General features: G+C 61.1%; 13 protein-coding genes and 2 pseudogenes. 6 read left to right on the top strand and 9 right to left on the bottom strand.

The annotated features are described in order from the left end of the window. Nucleotides 1–164: 164 nt before the first annotated feature. The 3 genes from AC1DKV_RS00435 (at nt 165) to AC1DKV_RS00425 (ending at nt 4,453) form a co-directional block, all read left to right on the top strand. A complete protein-coding gene (locus tag AC1DKV_RS00435; protein WP_441614354.1) occupies nt 165–1,268 on the top strand; it encodes a BamA/TamA family outer membrane protein in 1,104 nt (367 codons plus the stop codon). 1,254 nt (nt 1,269–2,522) lie between these two features. Next, entirely contained in the window at nt 2,523–2,813 is a 291-nt protein-coding gene (locus AC1DKV_RS00430; protein WP_441614156.1) for a hypothetical protein, read from the top strand. Between the two features lie 1,037 nt (nt 2,814–3,850). Continuing rightward, nucleotides 3,851–4,453 carry a cysteine hydrolase family protein gene (locus tag AC1DKV_RS00425; protein ID WP_441614155.1) on the top strand — a complete coding sequence of 201 codons (603 nt, stop codon included), beginning with the start codon at nt 3,851–3,853 and terminating at the stop codon, nt 4,451–4,453. A gap of 274 nt (nt 4,454–4,727) precedes the next feature. Here the strand turns inward: AC1DKV_RS00425 and AC1DKV_RS00420 are convergent, their stop codons facing one another. The 5 genes from AC1DKV_RS00420 to mdlC form a co-directional block, all read right to left on the bottom strand. Continuing rightward, on the bottom strand, nt 4,728–5,672 hold the full coding sequence (locus AC1DKV_RS00420) for a ketopantoate reductase family protein (RefSeq protein WP_441614154.1): 945 nt from the start codon (nt 5,670–5,672) through the stop codon (nt 4,728–4,730). A gap of 16 nt (nt 5,673–5,688) precedes the next feature. Then, nucleotides 5,689–7,071 (bottom strand): MFS transporter, encoded by a 1,383-nt coding sequence (locus AC1DKV_RS00415; protein WP_441614153.1) that lies wholly within the window; start codon nt 7,069–7,071, stop codon nt 5,689–5,691. A 271-nt stretch (nt 7,072–7,342) separates the two neighbouring features. Continuing rightward, a complete protein-coding gene (gene pobA / locus AC1DKV_RS00410) occupies nt 7,343–8,533 on the bottom strand; it encodes a 4-hydroxybenzoate 3-monooxygenase (protein ID WP_441614152.1) in 1,191 nt (396 codons plus the stop codon). 13 nt (nt 8,534–8,546) lie between these two features. Beyond that, nucleotides 8,547–9,995, bottom strand: a complete 1,449-nt coding sequence (locus AC1DKV_RS00405; RefSeq protein WP_441614151.1) for an aldehyde dehydrogenase — start codon at nt 9,993–9,995, stop codon at nt 8,547–8,549. 49 nt (nt 9,996–10,044) lie between these two features. Continuing rightward, nucleotides 10,045–11,664, bottom strand: a complete 1,620-nt coding sequence (gene mdlC, locus AC1DKV_RS00400) for a benzoylformate decarboxylase (protein ID WP_441614150.1) — start codon at nt 11,662–11,664, stop codon at nt 10,045–10,047. Nucleotides 11,665–11,785: 121 nt separating this feature from the next. Between mdlC and AC1DKV_RS00395 the strand changes: the two genes are divergently transcribed. Both AC1DKV_RS00395 and AC1DKV_RS00390 read left to right on the top strand, forming a co-directional pair. Beyond that, the gene (locus AC1DKV_RS00395) at nt 11,786–12,694 is read left to right on the top strand and encodes a LysR family transcriptional regulator (RefSeq protein WP_441614149.1); all 909 of its coding nucleotides are present in this window, start codon (nt 11,786–11,788) and stop codon (nt 12,692–12,694) included. Between the two features lie 370 nt (nt 12,695–13,064). After that, complete coding sequence (locus AC1DKV_RS00390) at nt 13,065–13,439, top strand: hypothetical protein (protein WP_441614148.1); 375 nt, start codon at nt 13,065–13,067, stop codon at nt 13,437–13,439. Between the two features lie 117 nt (nt 13,440–13,556). Here AC1DKV_RS00390 and AC1DKV_RS00385 read toward each other — a convergent pair whose 3' ends face one another. The 3 genes and pseudogenes from AC1DKV_RS00385 to AC1DKV_RS00375 all read right to left on the bottom strand — a co-directional run. Further along, nucleotides 13,557–14,096 (bottom strand): carboxymuconolactone decarboxylase family protein, encoded by a 540-nt coding sequence (locus AC1DKV_RS00385; protein WP_441614147.1) that lies wholly within the window; start codon nt 14,094–14,096, stop codon nt 13,557–13,559. A gap of 19 nt (nt 14,097–14,115) precedes the next feature. Continuing rightward, nucleotides 14,116–14,319, bottom strand: a complete 204-nt coding sequence (locus AC1DKV_RS00380) for a hypothetical protein (RefSeq protein ID WP_441614146.1) — start codon at nt 14,317–14,319, stop codon at nt 14,116–14,118. Nucleotides 14,320–14,599: 280 nt separating this feature from the next. Further along, nucleotides 14,600–14,821 (bottom strand): annotated as a pseudogene (locus AC1DKV_RS00375) (transposase); the annotation flags it as partial. 234 nt (nt 14,822–15,055) lie between these two features. On the opposite strand from AC1DKV_RS00375, the gene AC1DKV_RS00370 reads away from it, so the two are divergent. Continuing rightward, nucleotides 15,056–16,294: an IS110 family RNA-guided transposase gene (locus AC1DKV_RS00370; RefSeq protein WP_441614145.1), complete on the top strand. Its 1,239-nt coding sequence runs from the start codon at nt 15,056–15,058 to the stop codon at nt 16,292–16,294. A 25-nt stretch (nt 16,295–16,319) separates the two neighbouring features. Here the strand turns inward: AC1DKV_RS00370 and AC1DKV_RS00365 are convergent. Further along, nucleotides 16,320–17,383 (bottom strand): annotated as a pseudogene (locus AC1DKV_RS00365) (IS256 family transposase); the annotation flags it as partial. Nucleotides 17,384–17,483: the final 100 nt, after the last annotated feature.

Raw genomic sequence — 17,483 nt, 5'->3', positions numbered from 1 at the left:
AGATGCCACGCTCGGCCATCCTCTGTTCGAGATGACGCAGACCCAGTGCTGGCGCTGGCGGGCCGCTTGGGCTACTCTGCCGCATAGGCTTAAAGATCAACTACGGGCCGATCGCTCATGGCCCCGGCACACATCCGCCCGTGTATCGTCGAACTGCCTTTCGCCTGCGCGGCCTGTGCACCGTGGCCGCATTGTGCGCCGCCACCGGCGCGGCATCCGCGCCGCTGTCGTTCATCGATCCGGAGGATGGCCAGTTCGACGCCAGCGACTACCTGCTCAACCACAAGGGCGCGCTGCCCGTGCCGATCGTCATTACGGAGCCGGCCGTCGGCTACGGGGCCGGATTCGGGCTGCTGTTTTTCTCGGAGTCGGTTGCGCAGGCGCGATCCGGCGAGAGCGGGCCGGCGCCGCCCAACATCACCTTTGCCGGGGGCCTCTATACCGAGAATGGCACGTGGGGCGCCTTCCTCGGGCATTTCCATACCTGGGATGGCGACCGCTACCGCTACCTCGGCGGCCTCGCCAAGGTCGACGCGCGACTGGACTATTTCGGCGTGCTCAATCAGCCGCGCGCCTACGAACTGAGCGGCGCGGGAACCGTCCAGCAGTTCCTGGCCCGTCTCGGCAACAGCCGCTGGTATGTCGGCCCGCGCTACGCCTACTTCGATGCCACCACCACGTTCAGGCACGGCAGCAGCGCGCCCGAACTGGGCGACATTTCGCGGGGCCAGCGCATCGGCATGGGCGCGCTGGTGGTGGATTACGACTCGCGCGACAACATCTTCTACCCGCGTCGCGGCACCTACGCCGAACTTGAGCTCCAGTTCGCCCGGCCCGGCCTGGGCAGCTCGAACAGCTTCGACCTGTACAACCTGCGCGGCTACCACTGGATGCCCATTGGCAACACGTTCGTGCTTGGCCTGAGGGGTGACGGCCGTATGTCGAGCGGCCAGACGCCGTTCTACGCACAGCCCTATGTCGATCTGCGCGGCGTGCAGAAGGGCCGCTACCAGGACCGCAACGCGCTGGTGGCGGAGGCCGAACTGCGCTGGAACGTCACCCCGCGCTGGAGCGTGCTGGGCTTCAGCGGGGTGGGCAAGGCATACGGCCACTGGCACAGCTTCGACGAGGCGCAGAACGTGGTCAGCGTCGGCGCCGGCTTCCGGTACCTGGTCGCCCGCAAGCTGGGCGTGGCGGTCGGGATCGACGTGGCCCACAGCAGGGACCAGAACGCCTTCTACATTCAGGTTGGCAGCGCCTGGCGTTAGCCAGGCTCAGGCCGTCCCGGCGAGCGCGCCATCGCGGGCTCAACCGACCCACCCGCGCGCAGACTTCGAACATTCCCTGGCGGAAGTAAGTAAGCCCTGACGAGATGGCTCTGGCCGGTCGAAGTTCTGCTATCTCCCATCTCCGGCCACATGACTGGTGTGAACTTGCTGCATGACGGCGGGTTCACAAGAGCCTATTGAGAGCTACACCAGCGAAGCAACGATTGCCGGCTCCGCATTGGAAGACCGCGTTGGCCGATCAAGTGACGTCGGCAGCCGGCGATTGAATGACTGTTTGCTTGAGTGGAACTGCCGCATAAATGTCCATGCGGAGCGTCAGACGAAAGTCTCTTCCTGGCCGATCTCGGAACTCGAAGGTCGCTCACCTGGGGCCCGCCGGCCGCCCGCGCAGTGAGCTTCCATACCCGACTGCGGACTCAACCGTTAATTCGACACCGCGCTGTCGTAAGGCCGGAAGCTTCGTGACGAAGCCACCTTCGACACCATCACCCAATGGTCGAGAATTGATTGGTCCCCGTTTGTTGTACGGCTCTGACATCCCACTTCGGCGTAAGCGGACTGAGGATGGTTCGTTGGTAGATTGCACGTTTCAGCGCTTTCGGACCGATGACACATGGCGATCTTCGGATGGGCTAGACAGGCATGCGCGAGTCTGGTGATCCTCCTGGAATGTAGCAATGCCGTCGGTGCGAGCGATACCTGTGCCCATTTCCTTGGAGAAGCGGTTCGGATCGACGCCCATGACACTGTTCCCACGCGTGGTAGGGAGGGCGCTGTGTTTCCCCGACCTCGGGCCATGCTCGCCAGGTAGTATCGCTGCGGGACGATTCTGGAGAGCGAATCCCCCACACACGGATACGACGGCGCTGAAAGAGGAGGTGCTGGCCTACTCAGCAGGCTCCCCGGCATTCGTTTCCCGGATCGCCGGCTATCGATGTGCGGATGGCCGGCTGCTCTATGCCACGATCCTTACCGATGCGCCAAGCAGACGAGGCTCTAGCTGCCCGTATCACCTAGACGGAGCCGAAGTGCGTTCACCAAGGCGTTGCAGATGCGCAGCAGCCCCCCCTTTGGTGAATTCTCGGGTCGAGGCAGACATAACGGCGATGGGTTCTGCAGAAACATCGCTTACGGTTTGTCACAACCTCATCGTCAACGCCAAATCAACGTGGATCGTTTTCACGGGTAAGCACGGCAACTTGCTGTGCCTCTAACCTCAAAGAAGGATTCATCATGAAGAAGCTGTTCGCCGCTGTCGCCTCCCTCGCCATCACCGGCGCCGCTTTCGCCCAAGGCGTTGCCCCGGCTCCCGCTGCTGCCCCGGCACCGGCCGCTGCGGTTGCGCAAGCCACTCCGGCTCCCGCTGCGAAGGCTTCCGCCAAGACCGCTACCCATAAGCACGCCACCGCGCACGCCAAGGCCACCAAGGTGAGCACGGCGAAGGCTGCTGCTCCGGCCGAAGCGAAGGCCACCCCCGTCGCGGCTGAGAAGGTCGTGACGACCCCCACCGCCACGAAGCAGTAAGGCGGCGTCAGCGAGGCGGGCGGAAGGGTAGTCGTTCGAGCCAAACCTTCCGCAAGCCTTCAGCGGCTTCTCAAGAAAGCAGCCGACCGATAGGTCGGCTGCTTTGTTCTTGGCTATCGCGATCGGTGACTTCTGTCCTGAACGTGATCGTGACGCCGGCTGCCAGGCGCGGCCGTTTGGGCTCTTACCCGGCGAGCGCCATCAAATCGCTCGCGTGGCAGACCAATTCATCCCAGTTCAGTGCGCCGTGTAATTGGGCCGCAAGATCGAGGCCACTCGCGAGGTGGGATGCGTAACTCTATGGCCAGGTTCTGGCCATGCAGATGGCCACAGCGACCGGCCCTGCCCGACCCCTAAGCGGTCCTTCAGTCTCGCCCAAGGTAAAGCCCATTAATAAACCTATTAGACACTTTTAGCCGCTCAAATCTTGCATCGCGTGTGGTTTTTGTGCAGACACGCAGGGGTGACCAGGATTTTTTAGTTATCGCCCGGTTTCTTCCGTTGAGATCGGGCCGCTGGCCGCCAATCCTGCCGGCGCCGAGCGCGGACCCAGCGCGCCGAGAACGCGAGACGAAAAATCCCCCGCTAGCATGCCTGGGGGGATTCGGACGTTGCTGTCTCAAGACACCGAGGGGCGTAGGTCACGCGTCCTCGGGCGTTGCTGTGACAAGTCCGGCGTCGCATCGCCGCCCGGGAGTGATTCCCGCACGCCTGAGGCTATGCGTAGGTTTGCGTAGTTTCAGGGAAGCGGAGCGTGCCCTGGGCAGGGCCGAGATAGACGAACCGCAGGTGGCCTTGAGTCGTGCAGCCTTGTTGGACGCGGCAGCAATCTTCAAGTCCCTGGCTTGATGGCTGCTTATGGCCGAACTCCGCCGTCGGCTCACCGTTCGAGGACCGACGGCGGTCATCGGTGGCTGCCGACCCAGAACGGACAACCCATTGGTCGTGGTAGAGTCGATCATCATTTTTTATCGCGTAGCCTTATGTCGTCACCCGTTGAACGTGGTCCGGTCGATTCAGCAGACCATCAACAGGGCATGGAAAGCGCCGCTGATGCGCGCAGTGTGACCATGCAGATTCCGGCAATTGTTCCAGCGCAAACCGCTCTGGTGGTCATGCATTATCAGACCGACATCCTGGCGTTATTTCCATCGGTCGCGCCCACTTTGCTTTCCAATACACGCAAGCTGTGTGACGCTGCGAGGGCCAAGGGCGTCAGCGTCTATTTCGCCAAGATCCACTTTCGTCCAGGCTATCCGGAAGTCAGTCCGTTGAACAGGAACGGGCAGGGAATCAAGCAACTTGGTCTTTTCGTCGACGACCAGATCTCGCCGGAACTCGGCCAACAGGCCACCGAACCGCTCATCATCGCGCATCGTGCCAGCGTGTTCTTTGGTACCGACCTGCAGGTGCGGCTTTCCGCGCAGGGTATCGATACCCTGCTCATGGTGGGCATTGCGTCGACCGGTGTGGTGCTGTCGTCGGTCGCGTACGCGAGCGATGCAGACTTCCGTTTGTTCACGGTCAAGGATTGCTGCTACGACCCAGATCAGGTCGTGCACGATCATCTTTTTTCAACGGCGTTCGATTCGCGCACAACGGTGCTCTCGCTCGTTGATGCCTTGCTGTTGCTTGCCTAGCATTTGCTGGCATTTCGTGTCGCCGGCGTACTGGCAGCTCACGATGGCCGTGAAGTCGACTGCTGACAAGGGCTATAAAGTCTCGGTCAAATATCCGTTCGACACGAGCTGGAGGGACCGGGAAATGCGGCTGCCCGCTTATCGGGCGATCTGTATCTGACCGCTGATGTCCGCCATCGACGGCGACAGGCCTCGTTCTATCAAGACGCAGGCTATTGTGTCTTTATACGGGGCCTCCCATTCAAACGCTTGATGGGGTTACATCCTGATGTGTTTATGAGAGAGACGGCTGATGACAGGCAATTGCCCGCGCCTCGACGAGGCGCACGAGCGACAGCAGCGTTTCGGTTGTGGGCAGCTTCATGTTTAAGCTATCGGCCGTGGCGACCGCTGCTCCATTAATCGCTTCGATCTCGGTGCGGCGCCCGGCCTGAACGTCCTGCAACATCGATGGCTTGTGCCCCTTGTGCTGAGCAATGGCGCCTGCGACATTGGCTTTGCACTTGGCTGGATTCACTTCGATACCGAGCCTCTGTGCGACCGACAGCACTTCAACGACGACTAGCTCTGCGAGGCGGCTACCTTCAGGCGTAGTACCGAGCTGATCGACTGTGCACCCAGTTACGGCGCAGATGCTGTTGAGCGCGGCGTTGAACGCGACCTTCTCCCAAATCGCAGCCCATACGGTGGCTTCCGAACTGCACTGGAGACCGGCGGCCGAGAGCGTCTCGGAGACCACGGAGACGATCGATCGGACGTTGCCGTCAGCGGCCATGAGTCTAACGATACCCTTGCCATGTGAGTGCACGTGGCCAGGCGCAACCATGTCGGCCGGCCAGGTGGTCACGCCGATGAGGATGCGCTCTGGCGAGACGAACTCGCTGATCTTCTCAACGTTGCCTAACCCGTTCTGCAGGGACAGCACATGGACATCCGGACCAATCAGGTGCTTGACGCCTTGGAGCGCGGCGCCAGTGTGCAGGGTCTTGGTAAAGATCACCAGCAACTCGGGTAGTTCCTGAGCTTCCCCAGGTCGGCAAATCTTGAGCGTCTTCACACGCCGATCGCTGTTGTCCGTGACCAATCGCAAGCCATCCGATTGGATTGCGCTGATGTGTGCATCGTTGATATCGATCAGAGTGACGTCATTGCCGCACTCAGCGAGCAAGCCGCCAAACATTGAGCCCATGGCGCCAGCGCCGACTATGGTAATTTTCATGATTTCCCTCAGAATTTCAGCTAGTGATTGCCACCGCGGAACTCGGCTTTAACAGCCCCTCACGCTTCGGGATGTGACGCGTGACGACAAGGAGCGCGAGCATCGCGAAGACCATCGCGGAGCCAAGTAGTGCGAGATAAGCCATGGCACCACCGGCCGTAATGACCGCTGCCCCTGCGAATGCACTGAGGATCGCACCCAGTCGTCCGAAGGCCAGCGCGGACGCGGTGCCGGTCGCTCTGACGCTGGTGGGGTACATGAACGCGCACAGCGCATACATGGTGGACTGCACTGCATTGACGAACATGCCATGCACACCGAAACCGAAGATCAACAGGTGCGTGTCGCGCCCGACATTCAGGGTCTGCATCGCGAATGCACTTGCGGCTGCACCGGCGCAGCACAGCACCAAGGGCCAACGTGACCCGAATCGCGTTATCGCAACAGCACAGACCAACGCGCCAATAACGCCTCCGAGATTGTAGGCGGTCAACCCCGAGCCAGCGACGGCCATCGACAATCCTTCTGATGCCAACATCGTCGGCAGCCAGCTAAAGGCGCCGTAGACGGCGGTAAGACACAGGAAGAACGCAGCCCAGGTTGCCAGAGTGTCGCGCGCCAGACCATCTGAGAACAGCGCGCCAAACCCGGCCCGCTCTTCTACGCCCTGTTCCGCGGCGTCGGTGTACGTTGCATTGGCGGCCATCGGATGGCCCATACGCCCTAGCAGCTTGCCCAACTCATCCCAGCGTGCCGGATGGCGTGCCAGGAATCGAGGCGTCTCTGGCAAGGTGAACAGAAGAATGATAGCCAGCGCAATTGGAAAAGTTCCACCGATAAAGAACAGTCCGCGCCAGCCGAATGCCGGCAGGATTTCACCGGCAAAGAGGCCCGCCAGCATGCCGCCGAGCGGCACGCACACAATCGTGGCCGTGACTGCGAGCGTCCTGCGGCGCGCCGGCGTGAACTCGGCCGTGACCGTGGTCGAACTCGGCAGTGCGCCACCAATGCCCAGGCCGGCGACAAACCTAAGTGCGGCCACGGTCAGGACATCGGGCGCGAGGCCAATGGCGCAGGTCGCTGCGCCGAAGACAAAGACGCTGGAGATGACCGCCATCCGACGTCCGAATCGGTCCGCGAACAGGCCTGCGCAGGCGCTGCCGATCCCCATGCCAATGAGGCCAGCGGCAACCGCTGGGGCGAAGGCGCTTCGCGTGATGTTCCACTCCTTGATCATCAACGGAATCGCGAAGCCGATGAGTTGACCATCAAAGCCGTCCATCACAATGGACATGGCTGCCAGGAAGACCACAATCTTTTGCATGGTCGTATAGGCGCCATCGTCGAGCAGACGACCGATATCGGCATTGCCCTTGAAGGGAACCGCTTGGGGGCTCATGCGCGTACTCCCAAGTTGCAGGTCGTGGGCAGCATGCGCTGGCATTGGCCGCGCGATGGAAAAGCTTGCGAGCCAACGGCTGACGGGGTTCGATCGATCATGTCTTGTCTCCTGATTGAGCGCTCTGGCGTCCGCGCGCCCTGGTAGTAGCAGTAGAGGTGTCCAACCTGTACGCCTGCCGGAAAACTGCTTTATCGAGAAAACGGCATTCCTCACCACATAGCTTTCGAACAGCCTCCGCCTCTTCCCGGGCGGTCTGACGGACTGAATCTCAGTCGTCGAGCGCGTCGAATGGCAAGCCGACATAGTTCTCGGCCAGCGCTGTCAAAGCAGCACGCGAGCCGGTTACGTAGTCGAGTTCGGCGACCTGCACCTTGTGCTGGAACTCGTCCGCGTTGGGGAAGCGATGCAGCATCGAGGTCATCCACCACGAGAAGCGTTGCGCTTTCCAGATGCGCCGCAGTGCGGTTTCGCTGTAGCGCTCGAGCAGATCCTGACGGCCGTTCTTGTAGAACTTGCCGATGGCCCTTGCGAGCACTCGTACGTCGGCCGCCGCGAGGTTCAGACCCTTGGCACCCGTGGGCGGCACTACGTGCGCCGCGTCTCCCGCCAGGAACAGGCGGCCGTACTGCATCGGCTCAGTCACGGAACTGCGCATGCCGACCACGGTCTTGCTGAATATCTGGCCCTCTTTGGGGGCCCAGCCGTCACGCGTTGCCAGGCGTTCGCGAAATTCACTCCAGATACGGTCGTCGGACCAGTTTTCAATTTTGTCGGTCGGCTCGCACTGCAAGTACATGCGTTGCACATCCGGCGAACGCGTACTGACGAGAGCAAAGCCCCTATCGCTTAAGGCGTAGATCAGTTCGTCTGATGACGGCGGTGCCTTGCACAGGATCCCGAGCCATCCGAAAGGATAGAGCCGCTCAAACCCGCTAAGCATGCCTTTCGGAATCGATGGGCGACTAACCCCTTGCGTGCCATCGCAGCCGGCGATGAAGTCGGCTTCAATTGTCTGCAGATTGCCGCCCCATTGACGAAATCGCACGCTCGGTGCCGTCGAGTCGAGGTCGTGGATGCTGACATCGGTCACTTCGAACCGAATGTCGCCACCCGTCGCCAGGCGCGCTTCCACCAAGTCCTTGATCACCTCGTGCTGTGCATAGACCATCACAGCCTTGCCACCAGTGAGTTCTGGAAAATCGATGCGGCGGTCAATGCCGTTGAAGCGCAGGATGGTTCCTTCGTGCCGAAAGCCCTCGCGCTCCATACGCGCGCCAACGCCAATCTCTTTCATGAGATCAATCGTGCCCTGCTCAAGCACGCCGGCGCGGATCGTGGCCTCGATGGCTTCGCGGCTGCGGGTTTCGAGGACAATCGACTCGATGCCTTGCAGGTGCAGGATGTGGGACAGCAGAAGCCCGGCCGGGCCGGCACCGATGATGGCAACTTGTGTTTTCATTCCGGTGTTTCGCTCAGAAGGGGTAGTGACGCGGGGTCGTTTGAACGGTCACCCATCGCAGATCGGTGAAGGCCTCGACACCGGCTTTCCCGCCGAAATGTCCAATGCCACTGCCCTTGACGCCGCCAAATGGCATCTGCGCTTCGTCGTGCACCGTGGGCCCGTTCACGTGGCAAATGCCGGACTCGATGCGTCCCGCTACCTGGATGGCGCGCGCCACATCACGGCCGAAGACCGCGGCTGCGAGGCCGTATTCGTTATCGTTGGCGCAAGCGACCGCCTCTTCCACGCCACTGACACGCACGATGCCTTTCACGGGGCCGAAAGCCTCCTCGCGGAAGATGCGCATGTCCGGCGTTACGTGGTCGAGCAGGGTCGCGGGCATCAGCGTGTCGTTCGCCTTGCCACCCGCCACGAGCTTCGCGCCTTTCATAAGCGCATCATCGATCAGTTCGTTGCAGCGTTTTGCCGTGCTCATGTCCACGACTGAGCCGAGAACCGCCGGGCCAAGACGCGGATCACCGAGCGGAAGACTCGATGCACGTGCGCTCAACCTGGCAACGAAATCATCGGCGATGGCCGAATCGACGACGATCCGCTCGGTCGACATGCAGATCTGTCCCGAATTGGCGAACGCACCGAACACGGCCGCGTTGACGGCAGCATCGACGTCGGCGTCGTCGAGGACGACCAGCGGCGCCTTGCCACCGAGTTCGAGAACCACGGGCTTCAGGTACTTCGCGCAGGTTGCGGCAATGAGCTTGCCCACGTGGGTTGATCCCGTGAAGTTCACTCGTCGCACAGCCGGGTGCGAAATCATGGCCTCCACTACAGCAGCCGCGTCGGCCGGCGCATTGGTGACAAAGTTCACCACGCCCTTGGGTAGCCCGGCCTCTTGCAGCGCCTCGATGATGAGGCCGTGTGTCGCCGGACAGATCTCGCTGCCTTTGAGCACCACCGTATTGCCACAAGCCAGTGGCGTCGCGATGGCCCGTACAGCCAGGATCACGGGCGCGTTCCAGGGAGCGATGCCCAAAACGACTCCCGCAGGCTGTCGTACACCCATGGCGAGGTTGCCCGGCACGTCGGAAGGAATGATCTCGCCGCCGATCTGCGTGGTCAGCGATGCGGCCTCGAGAAGCATACCGGCCGCAAGGTGAACGTTGAAGCCTGCCCAGATCGCCGACGCGCCGGTCTCGGACGCTATTGCAGCCGCGAATGCCTCGGCTTTCGCTTCGAGCGCTTGTGCGGCCCTCGTCAGCATCGTTCTACGCTCGGTTGGGCCCGTGTGCGACCAGGTCTTGAAGGCCGCGGCGGCAGCGTCGACGGCCGCGACCGCGTCTTCCTCGGTGGCCGCGGGCGCGACCGTCGCAACGCTGCCGTCAAGCGGATTGCGCCGCTCGAAGGTGGCGCCATTGCGGGCCTGGACTTGCTCACCGTTGATCAGCATCGAAATCTTCATTGGTTTGTCTCCGGAAGGTCTTGTATGGAAGCGGGAGTGGGCGGTGTGTTCAGGCGACCTGAACCTCCACGACGTTTGGCGCCTTGCCGGCCAGGGCAAGGTCGAGCACCGTCCGCAAATCGCCGGAATCGCTGACGAGTGTGGCGGCGCATCCCATGCCCTTTGCCAGCGACAGGAAATCGATGTCGGGCAGTTCCGTTCCCTGAACGACATCGGTTGCGGAGAACCCGAACACGGGCGCGAAATCTTGTAGCGCAGCGTACCGACGGTTGTTCAGGATCACGAAAGTGATCGGCAGCTTGAGTTGCGCTGCGGTCCACAGCGCCTGTATCGAGTACATGCTGGAACCGTCGCCCATCAGGCAGATGACGCGGCTGCCCGGTTTGCCGAGCGCTACGCCCACTGCTGCCGGCATGCCGTAGCCGAGACCGCCGCTGTCCATCGTGAAGAAAGTTTCGCTGCGGGTGATTGGCAGATAGGCTTGCATCACCGGGCGGGCGCTCGGTGCTTCCTCGACCACGATGTCCTCGGGCGCTTTTACTTCCGCCAACGTCTGAAGGACATAGGCAACCGACATCAACGGCGAAGGCTCTGCCTTTGGCGCGCTGATCTTGGCCGGCGGCGAGGCTCGAATCTGGGGCGCCGGGCGGGCGAGCAGATCAAGAACTCCAAGGCGGATGCTGCCGACAGCCGACATTCCAACCGGCGTCCAAGCCGCGGTATCCGGGTCCTCAGTTAGCTGGCACAACGTAGCTCCGCTTGGGATGTGTGGTCCCGCGCCTTCGACGTGATACGCGAACGCGGGCGCACCAATGGCCAGGATCAGGTCATGGTCACCGAGCAGTTCGACGATCCGCTCGCGCATTGCGGGCAGGAAGCCAGCGAACAACCGATGATCTTCGGGGAAACTACACCGGCCCGACATCGGCGCTGCCCACACGCGGGCGTTGTGCGCCTCAGCAAGAGCAACGACCTCGTTCCACGCGTTGTCCCGATCGATTGCGGCACCTACGACGATCGCCGGTCGATGACTTGCATCTAGCGCGTCGCCGATTTGTGCCAGAACGGCAGGCTGCGGGCGAAGTTCCGTACTCACAACCCTTGCCGGCACGAACTCTGCTGGTTGGTCCCAGTCGTCTACCGGCACCGACACGAGCACGGGGCCACGCGGCGGCATCATCGCGATGTAGTACGCCCGCGCGATGGCCTTTGGCACGTCTTGAGCGCGCGCAGGCTCGATGCTCCATTTCACATAGGGCTTGGGGAGTTCAGTGGCTTGGGCGGAAGACAGGAATGGGTCGAAAGGGAGGATCGAACGCGCTTGCTGGCCTGCCGTGATGACCATCGGCGTGCGATTTCTATGAGCCGTAAAGATGTTGCCCATCGCATTGCCCACGCCTGCTGCCGAATGCAAGTTCACGAAGGAAGCATTTCGCGTTGCCTGGGCGTAGCCATCCGCGATGCCGACCACGGTAGCCTCCTGCAAACCCAGCACGTAGCGGAAGTCGCTTGGGAAATCGCGAAACATCGGGAGCTCAGTCGAACCGGGGTTCGCGAACACGGATGTCATGCCGAAACGACGCATGAGGTCGATGACGGCGTCGCGAACGGTGACGGTGCTGGGTTGCTTGGCTGCTTCGACGACGGCGAGTGGTACGGGTCCGGTCATTTCGCGCTTTCCTTCTGTTGTGCGCTGGACGGGTCGCAGCGCTTGTCTCGATGGCGCAAGTGTGAAAGCTCATCACTCTCATGAAAATTGCTTTTTTGAGAGAAAGTCATTACCGTTAGGCATGACTTTCGATCTCCAATATCTTGTCGCCTTCAACGCCATCGTTTCGTCCGGAAGCCTTGGTCGCGCGGCTGACGCCTTGAATGTGACGCAGCCGGCTCTTAGTCGCACGATTCGCCGGCTCGAGGAGCAGGTTGGCGCACCTCTGTTCGAGCGTCACTCAAAGGGGATGCAGTTGACGGATGTGGGCAGGGCGTTGCAGCCCCACGCGCTCCTTTTGCAGCGCGAGTCTGAGCATGCGAGTGAGGACATCAAGGCGATGCTGGGCTTGGCAAAAGGAACGATTCGCGTCGGCGCAGTCGGCAGCATCGCCTGCCTGGTGCTTCCATTGGCAATCGGCAGCACATGCAAGAAGTGGCCAAATCTTCAAGTCCAGATCATCGAAGGAGTCTGGGATCGCCTTGCTGATGCGCTTGTCTCGCACGAAATCGATCTGGCGCTGGGGGCCGACATTGAGGACACTGACGAAATCGTCGCTGTCAAGGATTGCCGTTGGGAGGACACCAGCTACGTGGTTGCTGGTCGGCGCCATCCTTTGCGAAAAAAACCAAATCTCAAGCTCGTTGATACGCTGCAAGAGCGTTGGGTCATGCTTCCGAAGGGAACCGCGCCTTTCGAGCATATGAAGAAGGTGTTTTCGCGACAGAACCTGGCCTTGCCCAACGTCGTCGTCGAGACACGCTCCGTCACTGCGCTCAAGAGCTTGATTGGCCGTTCAGGTTTCCTCGGCTGGATGCCCGAGCCCATGTACGACGCCGAGCGCAAGGCGGGACTCATCGACGCTCTGGAGATACCGGGCGCCAGCGACAAGAGAGTTCTGACTGCATTCCGTCGAAGGGCCGGCATGCTGCCCGGTCCTTCGATCAAGCTTCTCGAGGAACTGCGCGCTCTAACGGCGCAACTATCATGATTGTCGTGGCGCTGGGTCAGGCCGGTCTCTGTCGGATGCCCTGCGCGAAGCCGCGGCCGTCTCTGACCGACCCTTTACCGACATACTGGATCCGATTTCGATGTGTCTGTTCACTGGCAGAGAGCGGGCGTTCATCACCTTCAGCAGATCGTCATCGAAAGTATGGTTATCTCGCAGCCTGGAACAAGGCGAGGATGCTCCTGCATCGCTTCTCGGCATCCTGAGAAGCTGCTCATTATTTCCATGACGCTGAAGAAGGACACGTAGGTGTGCGGGTCGTCTAGCCGAGCGGTTCCTTGCACGGCAATGCCCCTTCTGGCAAGGTTACGATTGCCAGCCGATTGCCGATCGCCCACCGATTGACCAATCGGTGTCTCACATCAAAAGGAAACCTGACCTGTCGCTGCTGCAACCATCCGCCCGACGCGATCTGCTGATCTTGTGGCTATCTATCACTGTGGCCGCTTTTGTGCTGGGGTGGCTGCTGCTGCTATTGAGTCGCCAAGGCGCCGGCCCCCAGATTGCGCGTGCGCGCCAACTTACCTCGATCAGTTGCCAGACCCTGCAGGCCGGCGCAGCACGCGTTCGCCAGCAACTTCCATCAGAGGACGATCGACGCGAATCCATGGACCTGGCTGCGGCGCAGGCGGTGCTCGATCTGGCGCTGCACGACCAGCCGGGCATGGAAGGCGGTTACTGGCGCGCGAATGCAGGGGTGGTGGCCTACGCCTTCCCGACCTACTAGCTGCTGCAATTCAGGGTTTTCAGTGCGATCCGCATATATGAAGCTAGCCTAGATCTTGACCTCCCGAAAAAAATGAAGGGAAGTCAAGATATGCGTGATTACACGGCTGTCGAATGGTTACTTGACCGCCGGAAAGTCCAGAGTCGTATCGTTGACGCGATTGAAGATGTTGGTCGTCAGAATCGCAGTGACTGCGAGAATCGATTCAGTGACTTGCGAATCGGTATAGCCAGCCCGGCGTACGTTATCCAGGCTGCTCTGCGGAACGGTACCGGTTGTGCGAACGAGGGTCAGTACGAACTTTACGAGCGCGTCGAGTTTTGCATCAGAGCTCAATCCGCCGGCGCGCAGTTCAAGCATCTGTTCAGCAGTAAAACCCGCCATTTTGCCGGTCAAAGTATGTGCTGCGAGGCAATAGTCGCAACCGCTGTTTTCGCTAATAGCAAGGTTGATTGCTTCCAGCTCTTTCGCAGAAAGCTCGCCGCTGGATTTCAAGGCTGCGTTTGTCGCCAACAACGATTGGAGCACGACGGGAGATTGCGAACCAATGCTCGCGTACGCGTTCGGAACCTTCCCTAGGCCGCGTTTGATGTTGGCGAACAGTTCCGCAGTCAGGCCGGTGGCGGACGTGATATCGATCGTGGACATACGAGTCATTTGGATTCCTTTAGTAAGGTTAAGCTACGGGGATGGGGTTCTCGGCGAGGGACTGGTTGAACTGGTCGACCAACGCGTGTTCCTGGGAACCAGGGTTGTTGCGCAGCGGCATCGCGACATCCACCACCACCTCGGTGGTGGCGGTCTCGAGCTTCCACATCGTTTCACCGATAAATGCAGGCAGCGGCATGGCGCGTGGGACGGGAGGCAGTCGATTTTTCACAACTAGCTCTACCCTAACGACGACAAGGCCGTGTTCGAAGATAATTCGCCAAACATTGCTTTCGCCTCAGCGTAACAATCGTTCGCTAGCGCAATAGTGTTTCGTTGGTAGACTTTTTCGGACGTGAGGCCGAGGGTTGGCGAAAGCGAGGAAACGGAAAGTAGGGGTAGAAGCGTGAACCGATGGATGAGATTCTTTGTCGCTGCGGGACCTGTCAGTTTTTTTGTGTGCAGGGCAGTTAAAGGCTCACTATCATTTCGACCGGTGAGCCGGCATTATCTCAACGATGTGGATGGGTGAACCGTTCCTCATAGTGGATCGCAAACTGGTTCATGGCAGCCTTCCAGTCATGCGTTGAACTGCCCCACTTCCCCGTGATGTTGCGCAGGGCCAGCCACAGTAGCTTGGTCGCCGCCTCGTCGCTGGGGAAGTGGCCCCGCGTCTTGATGATCTTGCGCAACTGCGCATTGATGCTCTCAATGGCGTTGGTAACCGGCATGATAGGAGCCGGTGCCCCTCCTCCTCACCGAGTAACTTGGTGTATGGTTAGACCATCCGGGACAGGGGCACCGGGGAGCACTTCGGGTGGGCAGGCCGTTCATATACGTTGAGCCGCGAGCTCGTGTTAGTAGTTGGCCGCCCCTGCGACCCGCCCGGTTGCGCTGCGAGCGCGAATCCGTAGTTGTCGTGCTGTCCCACCGGCTCCCATTTGCGATGTTTCCCATGGGAGACGCCAATGCGAGTGATAGGACTGGATGTATCGCGATCGGTAGCTGAGATCGCCTATCTGGAGAATGGCCTGCTGCGCGCCGGTGGGCGCGTCGGACTGCGACGCGATGAGCTGGAGCGCTTTGCCGCCAAGCTAAAGCCCGACGACCACGTGGTACTCGAGGCGACCGGCAATACGATCGCTATTGCGAATGTGTTGAGAGGCCATGTCGGCAGGGTGATCGTCGCCAACCCGCTGCAAGTCCGTCTGATTGCGGAAGCCCGCGTGAAGACGGATAAGATCGATGCGACGATCCTCGCGCAACTCTATGCGAGTGGCTTCCTGCCCGAGGTTTGGATTCCAGACGAGACCACGCAAGCGATGCGGCGGCAGGTGTCGCGTCGAGCCCAGATCGTGCGGCAGCGGACGCGGCTCAAGAATGAGATTCACGCCGTCCTTGCCGCACATCTCATCGAGCGGTGTCCGGCGACAGACCTGTTTGGCAAGAAAGGGCGGGCCTGGCTGAGCTGGCAGCAGCTACCCACGGATGAGCGCATCGGGATCGACCAGCGGTTGCATGAGCTGGACCGGCTGGCAGAGAATCTGCAGGAGGTCGAGCGCATCCTGGCCCAATCCGCTATTCAGGACGACAGGCTGCGCAAGCTCCTGACCATCACCGGCGTCAACACCACCGTTGCGATCGGCTTGCTCTCCGCCATCGGCGATATTGCTCGCTTTCGCTCGCCGGAGAAATTGGTCAGCTACTTTGGCCTCAATCCTTCGGTCTACCAATCCGGCTCGCACCCAGCAAAGCACGGACACATCAGCAAGCGCGGACGCTCCTACGCGCGTGCCATGCTAGTTGAGGCTGCCTGGGCCGCAGCGCAAACGGCCGGCCCCATTCGTGCCTTCTTCTTGCGCATCCGGGATCATCGCGGTCAGCAGATCGCGGCTGTTGCCACCGCGCGCAAGCTGGCAATAATCGTCTGGCACGTCCTCACGCGTAACGAATCCTTCGCGTGGGATCGCCCAGCGCTGACAGCGCGAAAGACCCGTGAGTTGGAATTGCAGGCAGGCCTGCCTCCTGCGCGCCGCGGTAGCCGCAAGGGGTCTGCCGCCGCCTACAATCTGAAGTCCGTCCGGGATCTGGAGCGTGCAGTTGGAGAGCAAGCCGAGCAGGCTTACCAACGCCTGTTCTCGCGCTGGAAGCAAGCGCGACCGCAGGGTGCGGTTCGCGCTCCCTGGCCACCGATACGGACGCCATGAACGGCGGAGATTGCCGCGGGGGCTTGTCAACTTCATCCGTCGTGTAGATGATCTTGCGGATCGCCGGCGGGAACATAAAGAATGGGATCACCTGGTCCCAGGCGCGACGCCAGGACGCGGCGATCGGGCGTACCGCTTGCCCCATTCCCCTTGCTCGAAGGCCGCCAATTCGGCCAGCGCAACCTCCACGGTGGGCGCGGTGTACACGGGCTTGAGAGCCGCTGCGACGGCCCGGCGCTCCTTCCAACTGGCGTACTCCAGGCTGTTTCGGATCAGATGCACGATGCAGGTCTGCAGCGTCGTGTCCGGGAACACCGCATTCAGGGCCTGCTCCATGCCCTTGAGCCCGTCAGTCACCGCAATCAGGATGTCCTGCGTGCCACGGGTCTTCAGGTCATTAAACACCTTCATCCAGAACTTGGCGCCTTCGGTGGTTTCGATCCACAGGCCCAGGATGTCGCGCGTGCCGTCTGGCAGTACGCCCAAGGCCAGGTAGACGGCCTTGTTGCGCACCACGCCGTCCTCGCGCATCTTGACCCGCAGCGCATCGAAGAACACCACCGGGTACATCACCTCCAGCGGGCGGCCCTGCCAGGCGGTGACCTCGTCCATGACCGCGTCGGTTACCGAGCTGATGAACTCCGGTGAGACCTCGGTCCCGTATTGTTCGGCCAGAAACGCCTGGATCTCGCGCACGGTCATGCCACGGGCATACATGGCGATGATCTTGTCATCGAACCCGGTGAAGCGCCGCTCGTGCTTGGGAATCAGGATCGGATCGAAGCTGCCGTCGCGATCGCGTGGGATGTCTACGCGCAACGGGCCGTCTTCGGTCAGCACGGTCTTGGCACTCCTGCCGTTGCGCTGGTTGGCCGTGCCGGCCGGACGCTCGGCGCCCGGCGAGTAGCCCAGATGATGGCCTAGCTCGGCGCCCAAAGCTCGTTCGATCAAGGCCTTCTTGAACGCCATCGAAGCGTCCTGGACCGCCTCGGCAGTCATCGGGCCCTTCACGAAATGGGCGATCAAGTCCTCGGGGATGGTGGGCAGCTCACGGTCAGCGGCCCGGCTCGTCTTGGTTTTGCGTGGCATGACATGCTCCTTGGCGACATGTTATGCCCCAAACACAAAATTTCTGACAGGTCCTCGCTGCGGGGTGGATACTAATGACCCTCATGCTCGCTGCTATGGC

The organism is Cupriavidus sp. 05T41, assembly GCF_056396525.1.
The sequence above is the reverse complement of the archived record's forward strand: the minus strand, read 5'-3'. Positions and strand labels throughout refer to the sequence as shown.